A 21,061-nucleotide genomic window follows, 5' to 3' on the forward strand; every position below is an offset into this window, starting at 1 on the left:
GGTTATTTTTTTTAAAATTCCTTGTTGTTTTGGGGTTTTGTCACTTGGTACCATGTTTTTTTTTTTTTTGCCGGGTTTTGCCCCCTGGGGCCCCGCGGGGGGGGCCGTTTGACCCCGCCGGGCGGCTTGGGAGGTCAGCGCAGCGCCTGCTTGGCGAGCTCAGCGACGATCTCGTAATTTTCGGGCGTGACGAAACCGGCGCCGGTGTCGACATTCATCGGCGCCAGCCCCAGAACAACCTGCTGGCAGAGGCTGAGGATCGGCAGATAGCCCTGCAGGAACGGCTGCTGGTCGGCGGTCAATTGCACCCAGCCGCCCTTGAAGCCCTCGACGATCTGCGGGCTGGTGTCGAAGCCGAAATTGAATATCTCGCCCGCCTTGCGTCCGGCCGCCTGCATGTAGGTCGATACATTGCCGAGCATCTGCCCGCCGGGATAGCCGACCGCCTTGACGTCGGGATTGTTGAGCAGCGCCGCGGTAATCACCGGAATGGCCAGATTGGGATCGGACGCCCATTCGCCGCTCGGCGGAGAGGACAACTGGATGACCTCGACGCCAGCGTCCTTGAGCGCCGCCACCGTGCCGCGCTCGCGCGCGCCGCGGCTTTCGTTTTCGAACGGACCGATCATGATCGCCTTGTCGCCGGCCTTCAGCTTGCCCAGCTTGAACGCCTCGGCGCCGAGCGCGCGGCCCTGCTGCTCCTGCTGGGCGCCGACATAGCCGCCGCCGAATGCTTCCACCACCTTCGGCACCGGCACGTTCTGGTACATCATCTTGATGCCGTCCTTGTGCGCCTGTTCGGCGAGCGGCATGATCGACGCGTCGCCCGGGTGGCCCATCATGGCGATGCCGTTGGGCTTGACCGCGACGGCCTCACGCAGTTGCTGCACCATCTTTTCGATGTCCCACTGGGAGAAGATGTAGTCGACCTTCGGCCCGAGATCGGCCTCTGCCTGCTTGGCGCCATTGTAGACGATGGTGCCGAAAGCGTCGCCCTCGGCGCCACCGACGAAGAAGCGGATGTGGACGTCCTTGCACCATTTGGCGTCGAGCGCCCGCGCGGGCAAGGTGGAGATCGCAGCGGCAAGCATCGTGGCGGCGGCCACGACGGTCGAGCGCAGAACTGTCCTTCTCATCGTCATGCTCATGCACTTATCCTCCCTTTTTGTCCTCGCAAGCGAGGGGTTCGACATTCGCTTCGGCAATGTGCGTTGCAGACATCCCGGCCGGCTCCTCCCGCCGGCCGATCCTCACATCGGGTTCGGCAGGTAGCTGGTCCCTCCCCGGCATTGCTTGAGATATTCAAGCGCCCGCACCTGGCCGGTGATCTCGAGGTCGCCGCGATAGACCGGGTCGTGCCAGCCTTCGATATCGATGGCCCCCTTGTAGCCGGCCAGCCGCAATTCGCTGATCACCCGCGTCCAGTCGCTGTCGCCGAAACCGGGCGTGCGCATCTGCACGAAGGGCAACCGGCCGAACACGCCATGCTCGCGGATCACGTCCCAGCGCACCGTCGCGTCCTTGCCGTGCACATGGAAGATGCGCGGCGCCCATTTGCGGATCTGGGGTATCGGATCGATCAGGTAGACGAGTTGATGGCAGGGCTCCCATTCCAGCCCGAGATTGTCATCGGGCACTTCGTTGAACATCAGCTCCCAGGCGTCCGGATTGTGGGCAATGTTCCAGTCGCCGGCGGCCCAGTTGCCGTCCATGGCGCAGTTCTCGAAGGCGATGCGCACGCCCTTGTCGGCGGCCCGTTTGGCCAGCGGACCCCAGACTTCCTTGAAGCGCGGCAGGCTGTCGGTCAGCTTCTTGCCGCGTAGGCGGCCGGTGAAGCCGCTGACCATCGAGGCGCCGAACAGATGCGCGTTGTCGATCACCGTCTCCCAGGCCTTGAGCACGCCGCGATCGACCTCGCCGTCTTCCAGCGGATTGCCGAACACGCCGAGCGAGGACACGGTGACGTCGGCATCGCCGATCGCCTCGCGGATCTGGCCGGCGAGAAGCGCCAGGTCCTTGCCGCCAAGCGTCTGCCAGAAGAAGGGTTGGATGCTCTCGAAGCCGAGCGGCAGGATCTGTTTGACGTAAGCCGCCGGGTCGTCGAGATTGGCCCGCACCATGGTGCCGATCCGGATGTCGAGAAGCGGGTTCGGCGTCATTGTGCGTCCTCTGCGATTGTCACGCGGCGGCCGGTCTCGGCGCTTTCGATGGCGCCAAAAACCATGGCCAGGCTCTTGATGTTGTCGGCGCCGCGCGTTTCCGGCTCGGTGCCGGTCTGGATGGCGTGCACGAAATCCTGAAGAATGCCGAGATGGCCGCCGACGCGATCGGACGCATCGAGCGGCGGCACCGCGATCGGCTGGGTTTTGTCGAACATTCCGTCGCGGCCCGGCATCACTGCTTCCGCCCTCAGCTCGTCATTGCCGTCCCAGATGAGGCTGCCGCGCTCGGCAACGATGCGCCAGTTGCCCTCCCAGCTGGTGCGGAAGCCGGCCGCGCACCAGCTGCCCGCATAGGTGAAGACCTTGCCGCCGCCGAGATCGAAGACGGCACTGGCCGACGATCCCTGCCGGTACCAGGAATTGGCCGGCTCCCATTCCTGGCAGTGGACGCCGGCCGGCTCGCCGGCGACCATATAGCGGGCGGCGTCGAATGTGTGGATCGCCATGTCGAGCAACAGCACATGCGCCATCTCCTCGCGAAAGCCGCCGAAATGCGGCGCGACGAAGAAGTCGGCGTGGATGCTGGTCGGCGTACCAATGGCGCCGGAATCCAGGAACCTGCGGATGCGCCTGACATTGGCGACATAGCGGCGGTTCTGCACGACGGCGTGAATGCGCCCGGCGCGGCGAGCGGCCTCGACGATGGCGCGCGCATTTTCCGGACTGTCGGCGAGCGGCTTTTCCGTCAGCAGATGGCAATTGTGGGCAAAGGCGGAAAAAGCGACTTCGCGCCGGGCGGCTGGAACCACCACGTCGAACACCGCTTGCGGTTTGGTCTGGTCGAGCACGGCGTCGAGATTGCTGCCGATGACGGCATTGGTGAGGTCGTATTCGCGCGCCCTCGCCCGTGCCCTGTCGGCATCGAGATCCACGAGGCCGATAAGGGTGAGCCCGTGGATCTGCCTGATGGCATCGAGCCAGGCCTTGCTCATCGCTCCGCAGCCGACCAGGACGACATCGATCATCCAGCGCTCCTCCTCCGCTCGGTCCCTCCAGACCGATCGTCACGGCATCCACGGCAGGACCGTAAACGTTTTTCCGTAAACGTTTACGAGAACACACCCGAAGGCGTAGAATGTCAATCGGCCCTTGGCGAAATTCGTCTTACCGCCTTGGCCTGAGCGGCTACCGGTGCTAGCCAAGCAAGGGGGAGAAAGTCTCTTGGCGTCCAGCATTCACGACCTTGCCCGTCACCTGAACATTTCGATCGGCACGGTATCGCGGGCGCTGAACGGCCGCGCCGACGTCAACGCCGACACGCGCCAGCGCGTGCTCGAGGCGGCCAGGACGCTGAACTATTCGCCGAACCAGTCCGGCCGCAGCCTGAGGCAAGGCGCCACCCGTTCGATCGCCTTCATGCTGCAGCCGCATCCCGGCGACCAGCAATATGGCGAGCCGTTCTTCATTCCGTTTCTGATCGGGCTGCAGGCCAGGCTTGCCGAAAGCGGGCTCGACCTGACCGTGGTCATGGGGGCGCCGGGCGACTACCAGCAGGAGCGCTTGCGCCGTGTCGTCGAGACGCGCCGCGCCGATGCCGTGCTGCTGGCCTGGACGCGGCGCGAGGACGAGCGCATCGACTATCTCACGCAAGCCGGCTTTCCCTTCGCCACGCTCGGCCGCAGTCGCTCCGGAGCCAAGTCCTATCCTTCCCTCGACCTCGATTTCGAGAAGGCCGGAGCCGATGCCGTCGACCGCCTGGTGGCGCGCGGTCACCGCCGTATCGCCGCTATCCGTCCCTCACTCGACCTCAATTTCGGCTATCTGTTCCTCGCCGGCTACCGCAAGGCCCTGAAGCGGCACGGCATCGAGGTCGACCCGGAGCTGATCGCGTCCGGCTTCATCAACGAGGCCGGCGGCTACAAGGTGACGCCCCAGGTCATGCGCTCCAAGGCCCCGCCGACCGCCATCATCTTCAACAATGATGCAATGGCGCTGGGCGGCTGCAAGGCGCTGGCCGAGATGGGCATCAGGCCGGGCCAGGACATGGCGGTAACCGTCATCGTCGACACGCCGCTCTGCCGCTATTTTTCCCCGGCGTTGACCGCCTTCCGCCCGGCGCTGGAGCCAATGGGACAACGACTCGCCGAAATGCTGCTGGCGTCGCTTCCCGCCTTCGCCGGCCCGGAGGGGCCGCGGATCATCCGCGAAGTCTGGCCGCTGGAACTGGTGGCGCGCGACAGCGATTGATGGTGGCAGCAGGGCCGCCGATGTCGTCTCCCCTCAAACAGCACACCGGTGCCGCAGTGCACCGGCCGCAACCTTGAATGCGCGGGAGGCGCTGCAGGTTCCGGATCGCGCCACAACCAGGGCGATCAGCGAGAGCCGGCCTTAAGACACTGGCGCCGCTCCGCCCTCTGCCGTGCGCCGCGCGATAAACTCATCCAGCACGCCTGATGTGGCGGCAGCCGTTGCCGGCGGCGCGAAATCGGCAAGCACCCGCCTCCAGACGCCGGTGGCGCGCTCGCTCGCTGTCTTCGAGCCGCTCTGCGTCCAGTTGCCGAAATTCGACCAGTCGGCCACCAGCGGTTCGTAGAAGGCGGTGCGGTAGCGCGCCATGGTGTGGCCGGCCGAGAAGAAGTGGCCGCCCGGCTGCACCTCGGCGATCGCCTCGAAGCCGATCGTATCGGTATCGCCGGGCGTCGCGGCGCAAAGTTCAGCCACCGTCTGCAGCGCCTCGATGTCGGTGATCAGTTTCTCGAAGGAGACACTGAGGCCGCCCTCCAGCCAGCCGGCGGCATGGATGCACATCGTCGCCCCGGCCAGCACCGAGCCCCACAGCGCGAACTGCGTCTCGTGCGCGGCCTGCGCGTCTGAGATGTTGGCGGCACTGCCGCCGCCCGATCGCCACGGCAGTCCGGTGAAGCGCGCCAGCTGACCGGCGCCCAGCGTCGCCTTGACGTGCTCGGGCGTACCGAAGGCCGGCGCGCCGGATTTCATGTCGACATTGGAGGAGAACGAGCCGTAGACGACCGGTGCACCGGGCCGCACGATCTGCGCCAGCGTCAGCCCGGCGAGCGCCTCGGCATGCTGCAGCGTCAGCGCGCCGGCGACCGTGATCGGCGCCATCGCGCCAGCCAGGCAGAACGGCGTGATGACGGAGATTTGGCCCGCGCGGGCGAAATCGATGATGCCTTGCGCCATCGGGATGTCGAGCTGGCGCGGCGAGTTGGTGTTGATGACGGTGTAGCAATATGCATTTGCCAGAAACTCGTCCTGCGACAGGCCGCGCGCCAGACGAATCATCTCGAACCCGTCCTCGACTTGCGGGGTGCCGCGCGCGAAGACGAACGGGAGCTTGTCCGACAGCGTCAGCTGCGCGCGGTTGACGGCATAGTGGCGAAAGCGGTTGTCGACATCCTGCGGTTCGATGCAGGGCCCCAGCATATGCAGCACGTCGAAATGCTGCACCAGCCGCATGAGATCCTCGAAATCCGCCAGTGTTCCCGGCCGCCGGCCGCGCTCGAGATCGGTGACGTTCGGCGCCCCGCATCCGGCGAGGAAGGTCATCGAGCCGAGCTCCAGCGTCAGATCCCGGGCGCGCGAACCGGCGTGAGCGTGGATCGATCTCGGCGCCGTGGCGAGTGCCGCCGTCACCATGTCGCGGCCGATGCGCACCATGTCGGTGTCCGGATCGACCAGCGCGCCGGCGCTGGCGAAAAGCTCACGCGCCTGCGGCAGCAGCACCTTGATGCCGAGTTCTTCCAGCACCCGCAGCGCCGTGTCGTGAATCGCGGCCACTTGATCGTCCGAAAAGATCGGCTGCGGCAGGAACGGGTTCTTCAGCGAATGGTAATTGGGACGGCGGCTGCTTTCGCTGCCGGCCTCGCCCGTGCGTCCACGCCGGCGCTCGCGCCTGCCGTCCCGTGCCGCGTCATCGACCATCGGAAATCCTCCTCATTGCCGCATTGCCTTGCCCAGGGGATCATAGGGCGAGGCCGCGACGACATGCGCCGGCCGCTCCTCACCCACGACATGCACGGAGAGCGCGGTGCCCTCGCCTGCGAAATCGCGGTCGACCAGCGCCAGCGCCAGGCTCTTGCCGACCGTATAACCGTAACCGCCCGAGGTGACGAAGCCGACGCGCCGGCCCTGATGCCAGACCGGCTCGAAGCCACCGGCATCGGCGTCGAGCGCATCGATTTCCAGCGTCACCAGGCATTGGCCGCTGCCGGCCTCCCGCTGCTTCAACGCTGCTTCGCGGCCGATGAAGCCGCTCTTGCCGAAAGCGATGAAGCGGTCGAGACCGGTCTGGCCCGGCGTGTAGCCTTGCGTGAATTCGCGCGACCAGATGCCAAAGCTCTTCTCCAGCCGCAGTGCATTGAGCGCGTAATAGCCGATTTCGGCAAGGCCGAGATCCTCGCCCGCCGCCAGCAGCGTTTCGCGCAGAGTGGCATGCATGGTCACGGGGCAACTGATTTCGAAGCCGAGCTCGCCTGATATAGACAGCCGCGCTACACGGGCCTGCACCATGCCGATGTCGAATGTGCCGCAGGCCATGAACGGCAGCGCTGCGCCGGACACATCCTGATGCGTCGTTCGCTCCAGTATCTTGCGCGCGTTCGGCCCCGTCAGCAGGAAACCGCTCATCGTGTCGGAGAGGTCGGTGACGGTGACGCCTTCAGCCGCATAGCTCTCGAACCAGCGCATGTGGAATTCCCGGAGATAGTAGGAGCCCATCAGCCAATAGCTGCCGCCGCCCCAGTTGAAGACGGTGAGGTCGCCCTTCAGCCGTCCGTCATGGCCGAGCATCGGCGCCAGGCCGGCCCGCCCCGGCTTCGGCAGCCTGCAGGCGAGCAGCCGGTCGAGCCAGGCTTCCGCACCTGGCCCCGCCACCGCATAGCGCGAATAGGCCGAGATATCGACGAGACCGGCGGCGCGCCGCACCTGCAGCGCCTCGTCGCCGACGATGTCGAAGGCGTTGGAGCGCCGCAGCGTCGTGTTCTCGGCAAATCCCATCGGCGCGAAATAGGCCGGGATTTCCAGCCCCCAGGAAGCCGTCCATTCGCATCCCGCCGCGCTCATGCCGTCATAGGCACCCGGACGTTTCAGCGGCCGGCCGGCGGGCAGTCGTTCATTGGGAAAGGTCATCACGAAGCGGCGCGAATAGAACTGGCGCGTCGTCTGCCTGAGATATTCCCGGTTGGCGGCGAAGGCGCCGTAGCGAGCGATGTCCATGCCGAAGATGTCGGCCTGCGGTTCGCCGAAAATCATCCACTCGGCCAGCGACTTGCCGACGCCGCCGCCCTGGCTGAAGCCGGCCATGACGCCGCAGGCGACCCAGTAGTTCCTCAATCCGCGCACCGGTCCGACGATCGGATTGCCATCCGGCGTGAAGGTGAAGGCGCCGTTGACCCATTTGCGGATGCCGGCCGTCGCCAGGCAAGGAAAGCGCTCATGCGCCTTGGCGAGTTCGGGGCTGATGCGGTCGATGTCTTCCGGGATCAGCTCGATGCCGTAGTCCCACGGCGCGCCATCCATGTTCCAGTGCTTCGGGTTCTGCTCGTAAACGCCGAGCAGCACGCCCTTGCGCTCCTGCCTGAGATACGAAAAGCCGTCGAGATCGACGGCGATGCCGATTTCCCTGTCCAGCGCCGCGATCTCGGGAATGTCTTCGGTGATGAAATAATGGTGCTCCATCGGCGTCACCGGCAGGTCGATGCCGGCCATGCGGCCGAGCTGCTTTGCCCACAGCCCGCCGGCATTGACGACATGCTCGGCGATGATGGTGCCCTGCTCCGTGACGACATCCCAGCGACCGTCGGCGCGCGGCTTCAACTCGACCACCCGGTTGCGCAGGATGATGTCGGCGCCGCGCTTTTTTGCAGCGCCGGCATAGGCGTGCGTCGTGCCGTACGGGTCGAGATGGCCTTCGTTGGAATCATGCAGGCCGCCAAGCACGCCGGTGACGTCGACGATCGGGCAGATCGCCTTGATCTCATCGGGCGTTACCAACCTAGCGGTCTCGATGCCGACCGACTGGAACACCGCCCAGGCCGATTTCAGCCACTCCCAGCGCGCGGGATCGCTGGCGATGTTGACGCCGCCGGTCATGTGCAGGCCGATATCCCAGCCGGATTCGGCCTCGATCTCGCGGTAGAGATTGATGGTGTAGTCCTGCAGCGCCGCCACGTTGGGGTCGGCGTTGAGCGCATGGAAGCCTGCCGCCGCGTGCCAGGTCGAACCGGCCGTCAGTTCGGCGCGCTCGATCAGCGCCACATCGCTCCAGCCAAATCGCGTCAGATGATAAAGGACGGAGGCCCCCACCACGCCACCCCCGATGACGACTGCGCGGTAGTGCGACTTCAAGGCTTCCCCTCCACGGTTAGTCCGAAGGCTGGAGCATATATGCACTGGACATAAGTGTCTAGTGCCGCGCGCGCGCATCGTTTTTCGTCGACCGTCGGCATGCACTGCGCGCTGTCACGCAAGCATCATGTTCGCGCCGTAGACCGCGTTTCGGGGAGGCTTGCGCGGCATCATCGATGTCGCACCTCTTTCAGTTTTTCGTCCCGCGGCCGCTCCGGCACATCCGTCACAAAGAGGATTATCCATGAAATACCTGTATCGAACCGCGTCGCTTGGCGTCGCGCTGGCCTTGTTCACCGCCGTGACGCCGGCGCTCGCCGACAGCACCGCGACCGTCGGCGGCACGAGCTTTGTCAACAAAGGGCTGGTCGGCGTCGGCCGCATCCCGGCCGCTCAGCGCGACAAGTTCGGCGAGACGTTTGGTTCGGGCTCGGGCATGTCGATCGACACATCAGGCTGGACGCATGAGGCCGCCGGCTACAAAGGTTCGCTCTGGCTGCTGCCGGATCGCGGCTACAATGTCGTCGGCACCACCGGCTACCGGCCGCGCCTCAACACCGTCGCCATCGAGTTTACCCCGGTGGCACCAGGTGCGGCACCTGCTGCCGGCCAGCAGCAGACCGGCGTCAAGGCAACGCTCGCCGACACCATGCTTCTCACCGACGACAAGGGCGCTGATGCCACCGGCCTCGATCCGCTCAACGGCGTGCGCGCGGCGAGCGGCGACATGCCGATCCTGCCCGAAGCCAACGGCAAGCTGGCGCTCGACAACGAAGCCATCGTGCGGCTGCCCGACGGCTCGATGTTCATCTCCGATGAATACGGCCCGAACATCTACCGGTTTTCCGCCGACGGACATCTGTTGTCGGCGACCCAGCCACCGGCTGCGCTGGTGCCGATGCGCCACGGCGCGCCGAACTTTGCCTCGGACAATCCGGGCCCAGGTGCTGCCGAACCCGATCCGAAGGATCCCGACACCGGCCGCCAGAACAATCAGGGCCTCGAAGGCATGGCGATGACGCCGGACGGCAAGTTCCTGATCGCGGTGCTGCAGTCGGCGCCCCGCCAGGATGGTGGCGATTCGCCCGCGACGCGCCAGAACACCCGCGCGCTGGTCTATGACGCCTCCGACCCCGCTCATCTCAAGCTTGCGCATGAGTATGTCGTGCCGCTGCCGGTGTTCAAGGATGCCAAGGGCAAGACCAAGATCGCCGCACAGAGCGAGATCGTGGCGCTCTCCGACAAGACCTTCCTGATGCTGGCGCGCGACAGCGGCAACGGCCAGGGGCTGAAGGGCGACACCTCGCTGGTGCGCCAGATCTTCGTCGTCGACGTCTCGGCCGCGACCGACATCGCCGGCGGCGCCTTCGATGCCGCCGACAAGCCGCTGGCACCCAAGGGCGTGCTCGATCCGTCGGTGACGCCGGCCAAGCTGACGCCGTTCATCGACATCAACGACAAGGGCGAACTCGGTCGCTTCGGCCTGCACAACGGCGCGCCGAACGACAAGAATAACTTGTCGGAGAAGTGGGAGGCGATGTCGGTGGTCAGCGTTCTCGATCCGAAGCTGCCCGACGACTACTTCCTGTTCGTCGCCAACGACAACGACTTCCTCGCTCAGGACGGTTTTCAGGTCGGCGCACCTTACAAGGCGGAAGACGGCGCCGATGTCGACACCATGTTCCTGGTCTATCAGGTCACGCTGCCGGGTCTGGCCAAGAAGTAACCACCCACTGCACGGGCGGGCGTGCTTGGCGCGTCCGCTGGGGCTCGCGGCTGGGCATGAACGGGGCAGCGGCCTTTCAACCGTGCGGCGCGTTCGCAAGGGTGCATCTCGGTCCCGCCTGCGATATCATCGTGGACTGGATCCAAATCACCATCCGCCGAGCTGCCCGCCATGGACGAAAAAATGCCCGCGCGCCGGCGCACCGGCGACCTGACCAGCGGCCCGATCCCGCGCACGCTCTTGCTGTTCGCCCTGCCGGTGCTCGGCTCCAACGTGCTCCAGTCGCTCAACGGTTCGATCAACGCCGTCTGGGTCGGCCGTTTCCTCGGCGAATCGGCGCTGACCGCCACCTCCAACGCCAACCTCGTCCTGTTCCTGATCCTCGGCACCGTGTTCGGCATCGGCATGGCGGCCACCATCCTGGTGGCCCAGTCGGTCGGTGCCCGCGACCTGCCCGAGGCGCGCCGCATCGTCGGCACCAGCGCGACGTTCTTCTTCCTTGTTTCCGTTATCCTCGCGGTCTGCGGCTGGATCTGGGTCGACGCCATTCTCAACACGCTCGGCACACCGGCCGATGCCTTGCCGCTCGCGCGCTCCTATCTGCGCATCATCTTCGTCGCCGTGCCGATGATGAACCTTCTGTCCTTCGTCATGACCGTGCTGCGCGGTGCCGGCGATTCACGCACGCCCTTCTTCTTCATGGCTCTGGCCGTCGTCCTCGACATCGTGCTCAACCCATTGCTCATCCGCGGCATCGGGCCGTTTCCCGAACTCGGCATCGCGGGCTCCGCCACGTCCACGCTGATCGGCCAGACGGTAAGCGTGATCGCCATCCTGATCGTGCTCTATGTGCGCAAGCATCCGCTGCGGCTGGCCGGCGCCAACCTCGCCCTGCTGCGGCCCGATCCCGCCTTGCTGCGCATCGTCGTCTTCAAGGGCGTGCCGATGGGTCTGCAGATGATCGTCATTTCGGCGGCGGCATTGACGGTGATGGGTATCGTCAATTCCTACGGCTCACAGGTCGCCGCCGCCTATGGCATCGCCGCCCAGCTGTGGACCTACATCCAGATGCCAGCGCTCGCCATCGGCGCCGCGGTGTCCTCGATGGCGGCGCAGAATGTCGGCGCCGGGCGCTGGGACCGGATCGGCCGCATCGCCGCCTCCGGCGTCGGCTTCAACCTGGTCCTGACCGGCGCGCTGGTTGCCGTGCTGTCGGTTTTCGACCGTTCGGTGCTGAGCCTGTTCCTGAGCAGCGACAGCGCGGCGATCGACATCGCCGTCCACATCAACAATGTCGCCTCGTGGTCGTTCATCCTGTTCGGCATAACCATCGTGCTGTTTGCCACCGTACGAGCCACGGGTGCCGTGATGCCGCCGCTGATCATCCTGGTGATCTCGGTGCTGGTCGTGCGCACCGGCTTCGCCTATTTCATGCGTGGCGTGATCGGCGAGGAAGCGCTGTGGTGGAGTTTCCCGGCCGGCTCGATCAGCTCGCTTGTACTGGCGGCGGCCTACTACCGTTTCGGCCGCTGGCGCACCACGCACATGATCGAGAACAGGCCGGCGGCCGGCGAGCCGCCGGACACCGGTCTTGGCGTGCCGCGCGGACGCGCGCATCTTTCGCCTGAAACACCGAACGGCTGAAGCCAGGTTGCGCTGGATCGCCCCCAAACTTCAACGCCTCTGTTTCAATCCAAAACCCAGTGCCACCAGCGCAAACGCCACGATCATGCCGGCGAACGCCAGGCTGCAGTGATGGGACTGGCATAGGTCGAAACGATACCGATGCCGATGACAGGCAAGGCATTGCCGACAAAGCAGCAGATGAAGAAGCTGGACACCACTTCGGCGCGACGATCCTTCGGCGCGATCTCGTTCACCACTTGCAGCCCGCCACGGTAACCAAGCGCCGCCGCAACGCCGCAACAGGCCGTCGCAGCAACCATCAGTGTCATCGAGGCCAGTATCTGCGCCGCCACCACCAACACCACGCTTGGGATCATCAATGCCAGCGCAGCCAGCATCGCCTTGTTGCTCTTCATGTGCATCAGAACGACGATGCTGATCGCGGTGACGATCGCCAGTTCGAAGAACAGCGCGCCGGCGACGGCGTGGTTGATCACATGCAGCTGCTGCGCCAGGATGCTCGGCGCCAAGGCGGCGTAGAACCCGACCAGCGCCATCGCGCCGAAGCCGGTCACCGCCGGCGCGACGAAGCGCGCACGGATCTCCTCCGGGATGGAAAGTTGCGGCCGCAAGGAAATCCGCCCGAGGCTGCCCGGCTTCGCCACCGTTTCGCGAGTGCGCCAGACCAGGATCGTCACCACCACAAGTGCTGCCAGATAGACAATGAAGATCAGCCGCAACGGCCATGGTTCATATTCAGCCAGAAGTCCCGAAATCAGTGCGCCGAAGCCGAGGCCGAGGAAATTGGTGCTGGTGGCAATCACACTGGCGCGCGACTTGTCCGCGCCGGGAAGAAGTTCTGCAATCCACGCGGTTCCGGTCCCCGCGCCGACGCCGATGCCAAGTCCGCTCAGGATGCGGGCGACGTCGAGCGAGGCGACGTTTCCGGCAAACAGGAAGACAAGCGCACTGACGATGGCGACAAGCATCGCTGCCAGGCTCGCGGGCCGGCGCCCGACGACATCGGACACCCCGCCGAACATCAGCAATGCCGCCAGATTGCCGACGACATACACGGCGTAGATCAGCGTCAGGGTGATTTGTGAAAAGCCGAATTGCTGCTTGTAGACGATATAGAGCGGCGTCAGCACCGTGCTGCCGGCAAACAGCACCGCAATCATCGCGGCGACGGTGGGGATTGCAAGAGCATCGCTGCGGGCCTCGTTGTGCGTATGCGCCAAACCGCGAATGGTCATGGCCAACCTCGTCACCGGTTTCAGGGATAGCGACCTTAACGCGCTTTCATCTCCGACGTTCCGGCCGGCCGGCAGGCTCCTGACAGCATGGAGGGCATTGACCGGGCGCCACGTTCGTTGTGAGCGCTCAACCCAGGCGATGGCATATTGGGACTTCCTCCCATAACCTATGCTGAGGCCAGGAGGATTTATGGGCAAAGGCAGGGTCGAGGCATTCACCGATGGCGTCGTGGCTATCATCATCACCATCATGGTGCTTGAGTTGAAAGTGCCGCATGGCGAGGACTTCTCCGCCCTGGTGCCGTTGTGGCCGATCTTCTTCTGCTACGTGCTGTCCTTCATCAATGTCGGCATCTACTGGAACAATTTGCACAACATGTTCCACGCCGTGCAGCGGGTCGACGGGCGCGTGCTGTGGGCGAATCTCAATCTGCTGTTCTGGCTGTCGCTGATGCCGGTGACGACGGCCTTCATGGGCGAGAACCACTTTGCACCGGTGCCGGTCGCGGTCTATGGCACCGACCTCGCGCTATGCGCCATCGCCTACACCATGCTCGCCGCCGCGCTGCATCGCCTGCACGGCAACGATACCGCCTTTGCCAGGGCGCTGGGTACTGACCGCAAGGGGAAGCTCTCGCTGGCTGTCTACATCGTGGCCGTCGTGCTGACCTTCGTCAGCCAGTGGATCGGCGTCGCGCTCTATGTGCTGGTCGCGACGATATGGCTCGTACCGGATACGCGCTTTGCGCGGGTGATTGAAAAGTAGCTGTCTTCACGCATTTTCAAGGCAAAGCGCTGCACGTCTTTCCCGGTGTTGCGTTACTTGCGCATCGCTTTCAGTTTTTCCGCCACCGATGCAGCGAGGTCGGCATAGCGCTCCTCCAGCCGTTCCGCGGCCTTGATGATCGAGAAATCATGGCCGAACTTTTCCAGCGCCATGCGCAGCTTCTCGACGAACTCGGCTTGTTTCTCCAGCGCGGAAAAGAGCGTCTTCACCTGCGTTTCGCTGATGTCGGGGTTGGCCAGCATCTGCGGCACCTCGCGGCCCATCTGGTCGCCAATAGCGGTCTGTTCCTTCAAAATTGCAACCCAGTCCGTCAATCAGGAAATCTCCGTTTGTCCCCAGGGCCAAAGTTTGTTTTGTCCCCAGGGCAAAATCTCTTTCGCGGAGGCAAAGGGCAACATGCGCAGCCTCGACCGAACTGGTCAACCCGACAAGGCGAGCAGAGGCTTGCACCGGCCGGTTCCGACGCTAAGTCTGCGCCATCGAACAAGGAACCCATCGCCCATGATCACCGACGCCGAGATCCAGACCGCCCTGCCCGCGCTTGCCCCAGGCAATGCCGCCGTGATCACCGGCGCCGCCAGCGGCATCGGTCTGGCGGCCGCCAAGCGGCTTGCACTGATGGGCATGAAGATCGTGCTGGCCGACATTGGCGGCGCGCGACTGGACGACGCCTCGCGCGCCGTTTCTGCGATTGCCGGCGACGATGCCGTGCTTGCCGTCGCCGCCGACGTTTCGAAGGCGGATGAGGTGGACCGCCTCGCCGAGAGGGCGTTCGGCGCCTTCGGCGGCGTGTCGCTTCTGATGAACAATGCCGGCGTCGGCGACAACCCCGGAAAGCCATGGGAAAACCGCGATGGCTGGAAACGGCTGCTGGACATCAATTTCTGGGGCGTCGTGCATGGCGTGGAGGCCTTCGCGCCGCGCATGCTGGCCTCGGCCAGGCCGGGTCTGATCGTCAACACCGGCTCCAAGCAAGGCATCACCACGCCGCCCGGCAATCTTGCCTACAATGTTTCCAAGGCAGGGGTGAAAACCTTCACCGAGGGTCTGGCGCATGCGTTGCGCAATGAACCCGGCGCCCATGTCGCCGCCCATCTGCTGATCCCCGGCTTCACCTTTACCGGCCTGACCGAGGGCGCGACGGAAAAACCTGCCGGCGCCTGGACCGGCGAACAGGTCGTTGATTTCATGCTGGAATCCCTGACCAGAGGCGATTTCTACATCCTGTGCCCGGACAATGAGGCGGCGCGGCCGCTGGATGAAAAGCGCATGGCCTGGGCAATCGGCGACATCATCGAAAACCGCCCCGCTTTGTCGCGCTGGCATCCGGACTACAAAGCGCCTTTCGCGACCTTCATGAAAGGCTGATCTTCAAGCCGCCTGCTTTTTCGACCCGCGCTTCCTCGCCACAGCCTTCTTCGCCGCCGTGTCGGCGATCTGTTCGTCATGCCGCTTTGCCGCACGCTCGCATTTGGCGCGGATTTCCTCCACTTCGGATTCGGTCAGATGTTCGATGCCGATGAAGTGGTTGTGGCCCTTGCCGACCCGGATCAGTTCGTCGAGCTTGGCCTGGATCGCCGCGCCGTCGCGGTTCTGAGTGTTCTGGATCAGGAAGACCATCAGGAAGGTGATGATGGTCGTGCCCGTGTTGATGACGAGCTGCCAGGTGTCCGAAAAACCGAAGAACGGACCGCTCACCGCCCAGACGGTTACGATCAGGCAACAGACGGCGAATGTCGGCGGCAGGCCGGCTATGCGGGCGACCCAGTTGGCAACCTTGGTGAAATGCTTTTCCATCTATCGAATCCCTCGACGCTGCGGCGCGATGAGAAACAACCAGCGACCGTTTCAGGTTCCCGATGCAAACAAATACCTCGCGCGCAATTGAATACACCCATAAAGTGCATAGGGCGAAAAACACACTTTATGGGTTGAATGTCACAGTAACCGTGCAGGCAAGAGTGCCTGTTCCTTCCGCTTCACAGCGGTTTGCCTCCAGCCCCTTCCGCCGCGCCACCCCCGCATGGCGGAAGGGGTTTCAATCCGACATGTTTGCGCAAGCTCAGACGGCGTCGTTTTCCCAGCGATCGAGGAACGTTTCGATCGGCATGGCCTGCATGTCGGGAACCGCTCTGGCCAGCTTTTCGACCGGCCAGTCCCACCAGGCGAGAGCTTCGATCCGCGCCGCGATATCCGGAGTGAAGCGTGGCCGGAGAGCCTTCGCCGGCACGCCGGCGACGATCGCATAGGACGGCACGTCACGCGTCACCACGGCGTTGGCGCCGATGACGGCACCGTTGCCGATGGCGACCCCAGGCATGATCACCGCGCCGTGGCCGATCCAGACATCATGGCCGATGGTCACGGCTTTTGCCTGCCGCCGCTCGCGGAAGGCGGCATCGACGCCCAGCCAACGAAAATACTCGTTCGGCCGGTAGCTGAGCTTGTGCTGGGTCAGCCGCTCTATGGGATGCTCCAGCGCATTGATACGGCTGTTGGCGGCGATCGAGCAGAATTTCCCGATCGTCGTGTAGATCGCTTCACAGTGGCGTTCAAAATAAGAGAAGTCGCCGACATTCACCTCGCGCAGCACCACCCGCTCGCCGATCGAGGCATAGCGGCCGAGCTTGCACGCCTTCAACTCCGCGGTCGGATGGATGCGCGGCTCAGGGTCTTTCGGGACGAGATTTTCGGAACGGTCCATGCCGGCGGCTTTACCTCCAGGCGATTGGTCCCGCAAGCGGGGCCAATCGTGCGCCCGGGACGGAGCTGAATCGCCTATTGCGGCTTGCCTTTGCTCCACACCACGTTCTGGCCGTAGAGCGGCACGGTGGTGACCGACATTTTGGCCGAGCCGTTCTGCACCTGGCGCGAATGCGAGAGATAGATCAGCGTCTCATTGGGCTTGTCGTAGATGCGGTTCACCACCTGCTTCTTCCAGATCAGGCTGATGCCTTGCTTGAACACCTCCTCGCCGCCCTCGCTCATGTCGATGTCGCCGATCGTGATCGGGCCGGTCTGGCGGCAGGAGATGGAGGAATCGGACGGATCCTCGAACCAGTTGCCCTTGTGCAGGCGATCGATGATGCCGCGGTCGAAATAGGAGACGTGGCAGGTCACGCCTTCCACTTTCGGATCCTTGATCGCTTCGACGATGATGTCGTTGCCGAGCCAGTCGACACCGACCTTGCCGACTTCCTCGGCGACCGCGGCACCGGCGCCAACGACAACACACGCGGCCAACGCGCCGCCGATCAGTTTTCGCCCAATCAGTCCGTGCCCAATCAGTCGTGGCAAGGGAGCCTCCTGCGGTTCGAGTTGCCGGTCACAGGTGGGGCGAGCAGCCCGGCTTTGCAAGCAGATAGGTCGACACCACTGCGGTTGCGGCAACGCGGCACTTTGCCTGTGCGAGGCCGAACCGCTAAGACTGTCGCACAGGCGCGGCATTGAGCCGGCGCGGCGATTTCTGCAGACGGACTTTTCTGATGATGCGTTCTATCCTGGTCGGCATTCTCGTCCTGATGGCCGCCGGTATCGGCTGGCTGACCTTCGACTGGTACCGCGGCCATTATGGAGGCGAGCCCTTCGGCGCTGCCTTCACCCTGGTCGACCAGAAAGGCGCGCCGATCACCGAGGCTGCCTTCAGGGGGCAGCCCAGCGTCGTCTTCTTCGGCTTCACCCATTGCCCCGAGGTCTGCCCGACCACGCTGTTCGAACTGGCCGGCTGGCTGAAGACGCTCGGCGACGACGGCAAGAACCTGCACGCCTATTTCGTCTCGGTCGACCCCGAGCGCGACACGCCGGAAGTGATGAACGCCTATGTCAGCAATTTCTCCGACCGCATCGTCGGCATCACGGGCGATCCCGACAAGGTCCACGCCATGGCCAAGTCGTTCGGCATCTACTGGAAGAAGGTCGACCCCGGCGACGGCGACTACACGATGGACCACACCGCCTCGGTGCTGCTGCTCAACGCCAATGGCGACTTTGCCGGCACCATCGCCTACGGCGAAAGCGCCGATACGGCCATCGCCAAGCTGAAGCGGCTGGCGGCGAAAGGCTAGAGCTTGATCCCGAAAAGTGGGAACCGGTTTTCGGGCAAGATCATGCTCAAAAAGAAACAGATTTCATGACCCAGACGCGCCTTTACTTCACCACCGGAAAGACCGAGTCCGTCAGCATTTTCGCGGCGCTTGAGGCAGCCTTCGAGGAAGAAGGGCTGCCGATCGCCGTCCTGGAGGTCGACGAGGACAAGGACATCCACGAAGTGTCGCTCTATGCCGATGGCGACGTCGATGCGGTCGAGACCCGCTTGAACGACATCCTTGCCGGCCTTTCCCTGTCGAAGCCGATCGAGCGCGAGGCCCTGCCCGACATCGACTGGGTGGCGCATTCGCTGGAAGAGCTGAAGCCGGTGCGTGCCGGACGTTTCTTCGTCCACGGCGCGCATGACCGCCGCAAGCGCCACAGCGGCGAGATCGCCATCGAGATCGAGGCTGGTCTTGCCTTCGGCACCGGCCACCACGGCACCACCGCCGGCTGCCTGGAAATGCTTGAAAGAGTGGTTCGGCGCGAGCATCCGCGCAATGCGCTCGACCTCGGCACCGGCAGCGCGGTGCTGGCGATTGCAGTCGCCAAGCTGGCGCATATTCCTGTGCTGGCCACCGACATCGATCCGGTGGCGGTGCGGGTGGCTGCCGCCAATGCGCGGCTCAATCACGTCAAGGCACTGGTGGAAACGGTGACCGCGCCGGGCTTTCACCACCCGGTCTTCGGCAAGCGCGCGCCCTTCGATCTCATCGTCGCCAACATATTGGCACGGCCGCTGATGCGGCTGGCGCCGCAAATGGCTGGCCACATCGCGCTCGGCGGCTCGATCGTGCTGTCAGGCATCCTCGACCGCCAGCGCGACGCCGTCATCTCGGCCTATGTCGGCCAGAATTTTCGCCACGTCAGAACCTTGCACCGCGAGGGCTGGGTGACGATCCACCTCAAGCATTGAGCCCGGGACCGACCGAGCTTGGACCAAGTTCCCCCGGTTGTCAGTCCAGCGATGCTGTAGCAGGTTGCGCGCAGCCGGAAATCGATTCCGATTTCCCGGTCCATAGGCTACGGTCCCGCCGATATCAGGAGGCCCACAATGTTCCAGACCTTCGATTCCGCCGGCGATCCGGCCGTCGGCAAACCGCGCGTGGCGCTCCTGCGCCAATGGCTTGAAGCCAACGGGCTGGACGGCTTCATCGTGCCGCGTGCCGACGAGCATCAGGGCGAGTATGTCGCCGACCGCTCGGCGCGGCTGAAATGGCTGACCGGTTTCAGCGGCTCGGCCGGTGTCGCCATCGTCCTGCGCGACCGCGCCTTGGTCTTTGTCGACGGGCGCTACACGCTGCAGGTGCGCAGCGAGGTCGACCTGGACGTCTTTTCGATCGAAAGCCTGGTCGACAATCCCCCGGCTGTCTGGCTGAAAGACAATCTTGGCAAGGGCGCACGGCTCGGCTTCGATCCATGGCTGCACACGATCAGCGAGGTCAAGGCGCTGCAGGCCTCGGCCGACAAATCAGGTGCGGTCCTGGTGCCGCTCGACAAGAACCCGATCGACATCATCTGGAAGGATCAGCCCGACGCGCCGGTGGCTCCCGTCGAGCTTCACCCGATCGGCTTTGCCGGCGAGCTCGCCAAGGACAAGCTGGCGCGGCTGGCGGGGGCGATCGCAAAGGACGGCGCCACCCATGCCGTGCTGACCGACCCCTCCTCCATCGCCTGGGCCTTCAACATCCGCGGCGGCGACGTGCCGCACACGCCGCTGGCACTCGGCTTCGCCATTCTCGCCGCCGATGGGTCGCACCAGCTTTTCATGGATAAGCGCAAATTCTCGCGCCAGGTCGCGGCCTATCTCACCCAACTCGCCGAGCCGCATGGGCCCGGCGAATTCCAAGCCGCGATCGTCGCCCTTGCCAAGAGTGGCGCGAAAATCGCGCTCGACCCGGTGCTGGCGGCCGACCGGCTGCGCATGCTGGTCGAGGCCAATGGCGGCGCCGTCGTTGCAGCAGCAGACCCCGCCCGCATCCCGCGCGCCACCAAGAACCAGGCCGAGATCAACGGCTCGCGCGCCGCGCATCGGCGTGACGGTGCGGCCGTGGCGAAGCTTCTGTGCTGGCTGGAGCGGCAAAAACCCGGATCGCTCGATGAGATATCGGTGGTCACCCGGCTGGAGGAGACGCGGCGGCAGACCGGCGAGGAAACGCAGATGCCGCTGCGCGATGTCTCCTTCGACACCATTTCGGGCGCCGGTCCGAACGGTGCCATCATGCATTACCGCGTGTCGCGCGCCACCAGCCGCAAGCTGCAGGCCGGCGAGCTTTTCCTGCTCGACTCTGGTGCGCAGTATCAGGACGGCACCACCGACATCACGCGCACCGTGCCGATCGGCCAGCCGACGCAGGAGATGCGCGAACGCTTTACCCTGGTGCTGAAAGGCATGATCGGCATTTCCACCTTGCGCTTTCCCGCCGGCACGCGCGGCTCCGAGATCGATGCCGTCGCGCGCATGGCGCTGTGGAAGCACGGTTGCGACTTCGCCCACGGCACCGGCCATGGCGTCGGCTCGTATCTGGCCGTGCATGAAGGGCCGCAGCGCATCGCCCGCACCGGCACCGAAAAGCTGCTCGAAGGCATGATGCTGTCCAACGAGCCGGGCTACTACAAGGAAGGCGCCTACGGCATCCGCATCGAGAACCTGATCCTGGTGACGCCGGCGCAAGAGATCGAGGGCGGCGACATCGCCATGCACGGCTTCGAGACGCTGACGCTGGCGCCGATCGATACCAGGCTGGTGCAGTCGGACCTCCTGACGCGCGACGAGTTGCACTGGCTGGACTCGTACCATGCGCGCGTGCTGGCCGAGATCGGCCCGATGCTCGACGGCGAAACGCTGGCCTGGCTGGAAAAGGCCACGGCGCCATTGCCGCACGACGCGAAGATTTGAAATCAGTCTTGGAAGGTCGGCGCCGCCCCTCATCGCCCTGCCGGGCACTTCTCCCCGTATAGTGACGGGGAGAAGGATGCCGTCATCGACGATTTCGCCAACCGCCAACGTTGCAGAAAAGCGCCGAGGTTGAGACAAATCCCTTCTCCCCGT

General features: G+C 64.6%; 18 protein-coding genes. 8 read left to right on the top strand and 10 right to left on the bottom strand.

Features of this window, described 5'->3' with window-relative positions:
* Positions 1-134 precede the first annotated feature (134 nt).
* The 3 genes from NKJ67_RS21610 to NKJ67_RS21620 all read right to left on the bottom strand — a co-directional run bounded on the left by NKJ67_RS21610 (position 135) and on the right by NKJ67_RS21620 (position 3,187).
* The gene (locus NKJ67_RS21610; RefSeq protein ID WP_127269007.1) at positions 135-1,148 is read right to left on the bottom strand and encodes a substrate-binding domain-containing protein; all 1,014 of its coding nucleotides are present in this window, start codon (positions 1,146-1,148) and stop codon (positions 135-137) included.
* A 102-nt stretch (positions 1,149-1,250) separates the two neighbouring features.
* Positions 1,251-2,159 carry a sugar phosphate isomerase/epimerase family protein gene (locus NKJ67_RS21615; RefSeq protein ID WP_352582959.1) on the bottom strand — a complete coding sequence of 303 codons (909 nt, stop codon included), beginning with the start codon at positions 2,157-2,159 and terminating at the stop codon, positions 1,251-1,253.
* On the bottom strand, positions 2,156-3,187 hold the full coding sequence (locus NKJ67_RS21620; protein ID WP_352582961.1) for a Gfo/Idh/MocA family protein: 1,032 nt from the start codon (positions 3,185-3,187) through the stop codon (positions 2,156-2,158). The genes NKJ67_RS21615 and NKJ67_RS21620 overlap by 4 nt, the downstream gene beginning before the upstream one ends.
* A gap of 196 nt (positions 3,188-3,383) precedes the next feature.
* On the opposite strand from NKJ67_RS21620, the gene NKJ67_RS21625 reads away from it, so the two are divergent.
* On the top strand, positions 3,384-4,409 hold the full coding sequence (locus tag NKJ67_RS21625; protein WP_352582963.1) for a LacI family DNA-binding transcriptional regulator: 1,026 nt from the start codon (positions 3,384-3,386) through the stop codon (positions 4,407-4,409).
* 141 nt (positions 4,410-4,550) lie between these two features.
* Here NKJ67_RS21625 and NKJ67_RS21630 read toward each other — a convergent pair whose 3' ends face one another.
* Positions 4,551-6,104, bottom strand: coding sequence for a trimethylamine methyltransferase family protein (locus NKJ67_RS21630; RefSeq protein WP_352582965.1), 1,554 nt, complete (start codon positions 6,102-6,104; stop codon positions 4,551-4,553).
* A 12-nt stretch (positions 6,105-6,116) separates the two neighbouring features.
* Positions 6,117-8,528 (bottom strand): GcvT family protein, encoded by a 2,412-nt coding sequence (locus tag NKJ67_RS21635; protein WP_352582967.1) that lies wholly within the window; start codon positions 8,526-8,528, stop codon positions 6,117-6,119.
* Between the two features lie 244 nt (positions 8,529-8,772).
* On the opposite strand from NKJ67_RS21635, the gene NKJ67_RS21640 reads away from it, so the two are divergent.
* The gene (locus NKJ67_RS21640; RefSeq protein ID WP_352582969.1) at positions 8,773-10,254 is read left to right on the top strand and encodes an esterase-like activity of phytase family protein; all 1,482 of its coding nucleotides are present in this window, start codon (positions 8,773-8,775) and stop codon (positions 10,252-10,254) included.
* 171 nt (positions 10,255-10,425) lie between these two features.
* Complete coding sequence (locus tag NKJ67_RS21645) at positions 10,426-11,898, top strand: MATE family efflux transporter (RefSeq protein WP_502905227.1); 1,473 nt, start codon at positions 10,426-10,428, stop codon at positions 11,896-11,898.
* An 83-nt stretch (positions 11,899-11,981) separates the two neighbouring features.
* Here NKJ67_RS21645 and NKJ67_RS21650 read toward each other — a convergent pair whose 3' ends face one another.
* A complete protein-coding gene (locus tag NKJ67_RS21650) occupies positions 11,982-13,136 on the bottom strand; it encodes an MFS transporter (protein WP_352582973.1) in 1,155 nt (384 codons plus the stop codon).
* Between the two features lie 190 nt (positions 13,137-13,326).
* Between NKJ67_RS21650 and NKJ67_RS21655 the strand changes: the two genes are divergently transcribed.
* A complete protein-coding gene (locus tag NKJ67_RS21655) occupies positions 13,327-13,902 on the top strand; it encodes a TMEM175 family protein (protein ID WP_352582975.1) in 576 nt (191 codons plus the stop codon).
* A gap of 53 nt (positions 13,903-13,955) precedes the next feature.
* On the opposite strand, the gene NKJ67_RS21660 is transcribed toward NKJ67_RS21655, so the two are convergent.
* Positions 13,956-14,237, bottom strand: a complete 282-nt coding sequence (locus NKJ67_RS21660) for a hypothetical protein (RefSeq protein ID WP_023813121.1) — start codon at positions 14,235-14,237, stop codon at positions 13,956-13,958.
* A gap of 187 nt (positions 14,238-14,424) precedes the next feature.
* Here NKJ67_RS21660 and NKJ67_RS21665 point away from each other — a divergent pair, with 187 nt between their 5' ends.
* A complete protein-coding gene (locus tag NKJ67_RS21665) occupies positions 14,425-15,291 on the top strand; it encodes an SDR family NAD(P)-dependent oxidoreductase (protein WP_352582977.1) in 867 nt (288 codons plus the stop codon).
* Between the two features lie 3 nt (positions 15,292-15,294).
* On the opposite strand, the gene NKJ67_RS21670 is transcribed toward NKJ67_RS21665, so the two are convergent.
* From NKJ67_RS21670 to NKJ67_RS21680, 3 genes are all read right to left on the bottom strand, one after another.
* Positions 15,295-15,720, bottom strand: coding sequence for a low affinity iron permease family protein (locus NKJ67_RS21670; protein WP_128309939.1), 426 nt, complete (start codon positions 15,718-15,720; stop codon positions 15,295-15,297).
* Positions 15,721-15,985: 265 nt separating this feature from the next.
* A complete protein-coding gene (locus NKJ67_RS21675; RefSeq protein ID WP_352582980.1) occupies positions 15,986-16,627 on the bottom strand; it encodes a transferase hexapeptide repeat family protein in 642 nt (213 codons plus the stop codon).
* Positions 16,628-16,701: 74 nt separating this feature from the next.
* Positions 16,702-17,220 (bottom strand): CreA family protein, encoded by a 519-nt coding sequence (locus NKJ67_RS21680; RefSeq protein WP_127269254.1) that lies wholly within the window; start codon positions 17,218-17,220, stop codon positions 16,702-16,704.
* Positions 17,221-17,408: 188 nt separating this feature from the next.
* Between NKJ67_RS21680 and NKJ67_RS21685 the strand changes: the two genes are divergently transcribed.
* The 3 genes from NKJ67_RS21685 (at position 17,409) to NKJ67_RS21695 (ending at position 20,908) form a co-directional block, all read left to right on the top strand.
* Positions 17,409-17,987 (top strand): SCO family protein, encoded by a 579-nt coding sequence (locus tag NKJ67_RS21685; RefSeq protein WP_352582982.1) that lies wholly within the window; start codon positions 17,409-17,411, stop codon positions 17,985-17,987.
* Positions 17,988-18,052: 65 nt separating this feature from the next.
* Entirely contained in the window at positions 18,053-18,925 is an 873-nt protein-coding gene (locus NKJ67_RS21690; RefSeq protein WP_127269252.1) for a 50S ribosomal protein L11 methyltransferase, read from the top strand.
* Positions 18,926-19,063: 138 nt separating this feature from the next.
* Complete coding sequence (locus NKJ67_RS21695; protein WP_352582985.1) at positions 19,064-20,908, top strand: aminopeptidase P family protein; 1,845 nt, start codon at positions 19,064-19,066, stop codon at positions 20,906-20,908.
* Positions 20,909-21,061 lie beyond the last annotated feature (153 nt).

Source organism: Mesorhizobium sp. M0088, from assembly GCF_040322895.1.
Classification (GTDB): Bacteria; Pseudomonadota; Alphaproteobacteria; order Rhizobiales; family Rhizobiaceae; genus Mesorhizobium.

Coding starts and splice junctions, on each gene's coding strand:
- NKJ67_RS21610 (WP_127269007.1), bottom strand. CDS start 1,148: ATGAGCATGACGATGAGAAGGACAGTTCTGCGCTCGACCGTCGTGGCC.
- NKJ67_RS21645 (WP_502905227.1), top strand. CDS start 10,426: ATGGACGAAAAAATGCCCGCGCGCCGGCGCACCGGCGACCTGACCAGC.
- NKJ67_RS21685 (WP_352582982.1), top strand. CDS start 17,409: ATGATGCGTTCTATCCTGGTCGGCATTCTCGTCCTGATGGCCGCCGGT.
- NKJ67_RS21620 (WP_352582961.1), bottom strand. CDS start 3,187: ATGATCGATGTCGTCCTGGTCGGCTGCGGAGCGATGAGCAAGGCCTGG.
- NKJ67_RS21650 (WP_352582973.1), bottom strand. CDS start 13,136: ATGACCATTCGCGGTTTGGCGCATACGCACAACGAGGCCCGCAGCGAT.
- NKJ67_RS21695 (WP_352582985.1), top strand. CDS start 19,064: ATGTTCCAGACCTTCGATTCCGCCGGCGATCCGGCCGTCGGCAAACCG.
- NKJ67_RS21665 (WP_352582977.1), top strand. CDS start 14,425: ATGATCACCGACGCCGAGATCCAGACCGCCCTGCCCGCGCTTGCCCCA.
- NKJ67_RS21670 (WP_128309939.1), bottom strand. CDS start 15,720: ATGGAAAAGCATTTCACCAAGGTTGCCAACTGGGTCGCCCGCATAGCC.
- NKJ67_RS21655 (WP_352582975.1), top strand. CDS start 13,327: ATGGGCAAAGGCAGGGTCGAGGCATTCACCGATGGCGTCGTGGCTATC.
- NKJ67_RS21675 (WP_352582980.1), bottom strand. CDS start 16,627: ATGGACCGTTCCGAAAATCTCGTCCCGAAAGACCCTGAGCCGCGCATC.
- NKJ67_RS21615 (WP_352582959.1), bottom strand. CDS start 2,159: ATGACGCCGAACCCGCTTCTCGACATCCGGATCGGCACCATGGTGCGG.
- NKJ67_RS21640 (WP_352582969.1), top strand. CDS start 8,773: ATGAAATACCTGTATCGAACCGCGTCGCTTGGCGTCGCGCTGGCCTTG.
- NKJ67_RS21630 (WP_352582965.1), bottom strand. CDS start 6,104: ATGGTCGATGACGCGGCACGGGACGGCAGGCGCGAGCGCCGGCGTGGA.
- NKJ67_RS21690 (WP_127269252.1), top strand. CDS start 18,053: ATGACCCAGACGCGCCTTTACTTCACCACCGGAAAGACCGAGTCCGTC.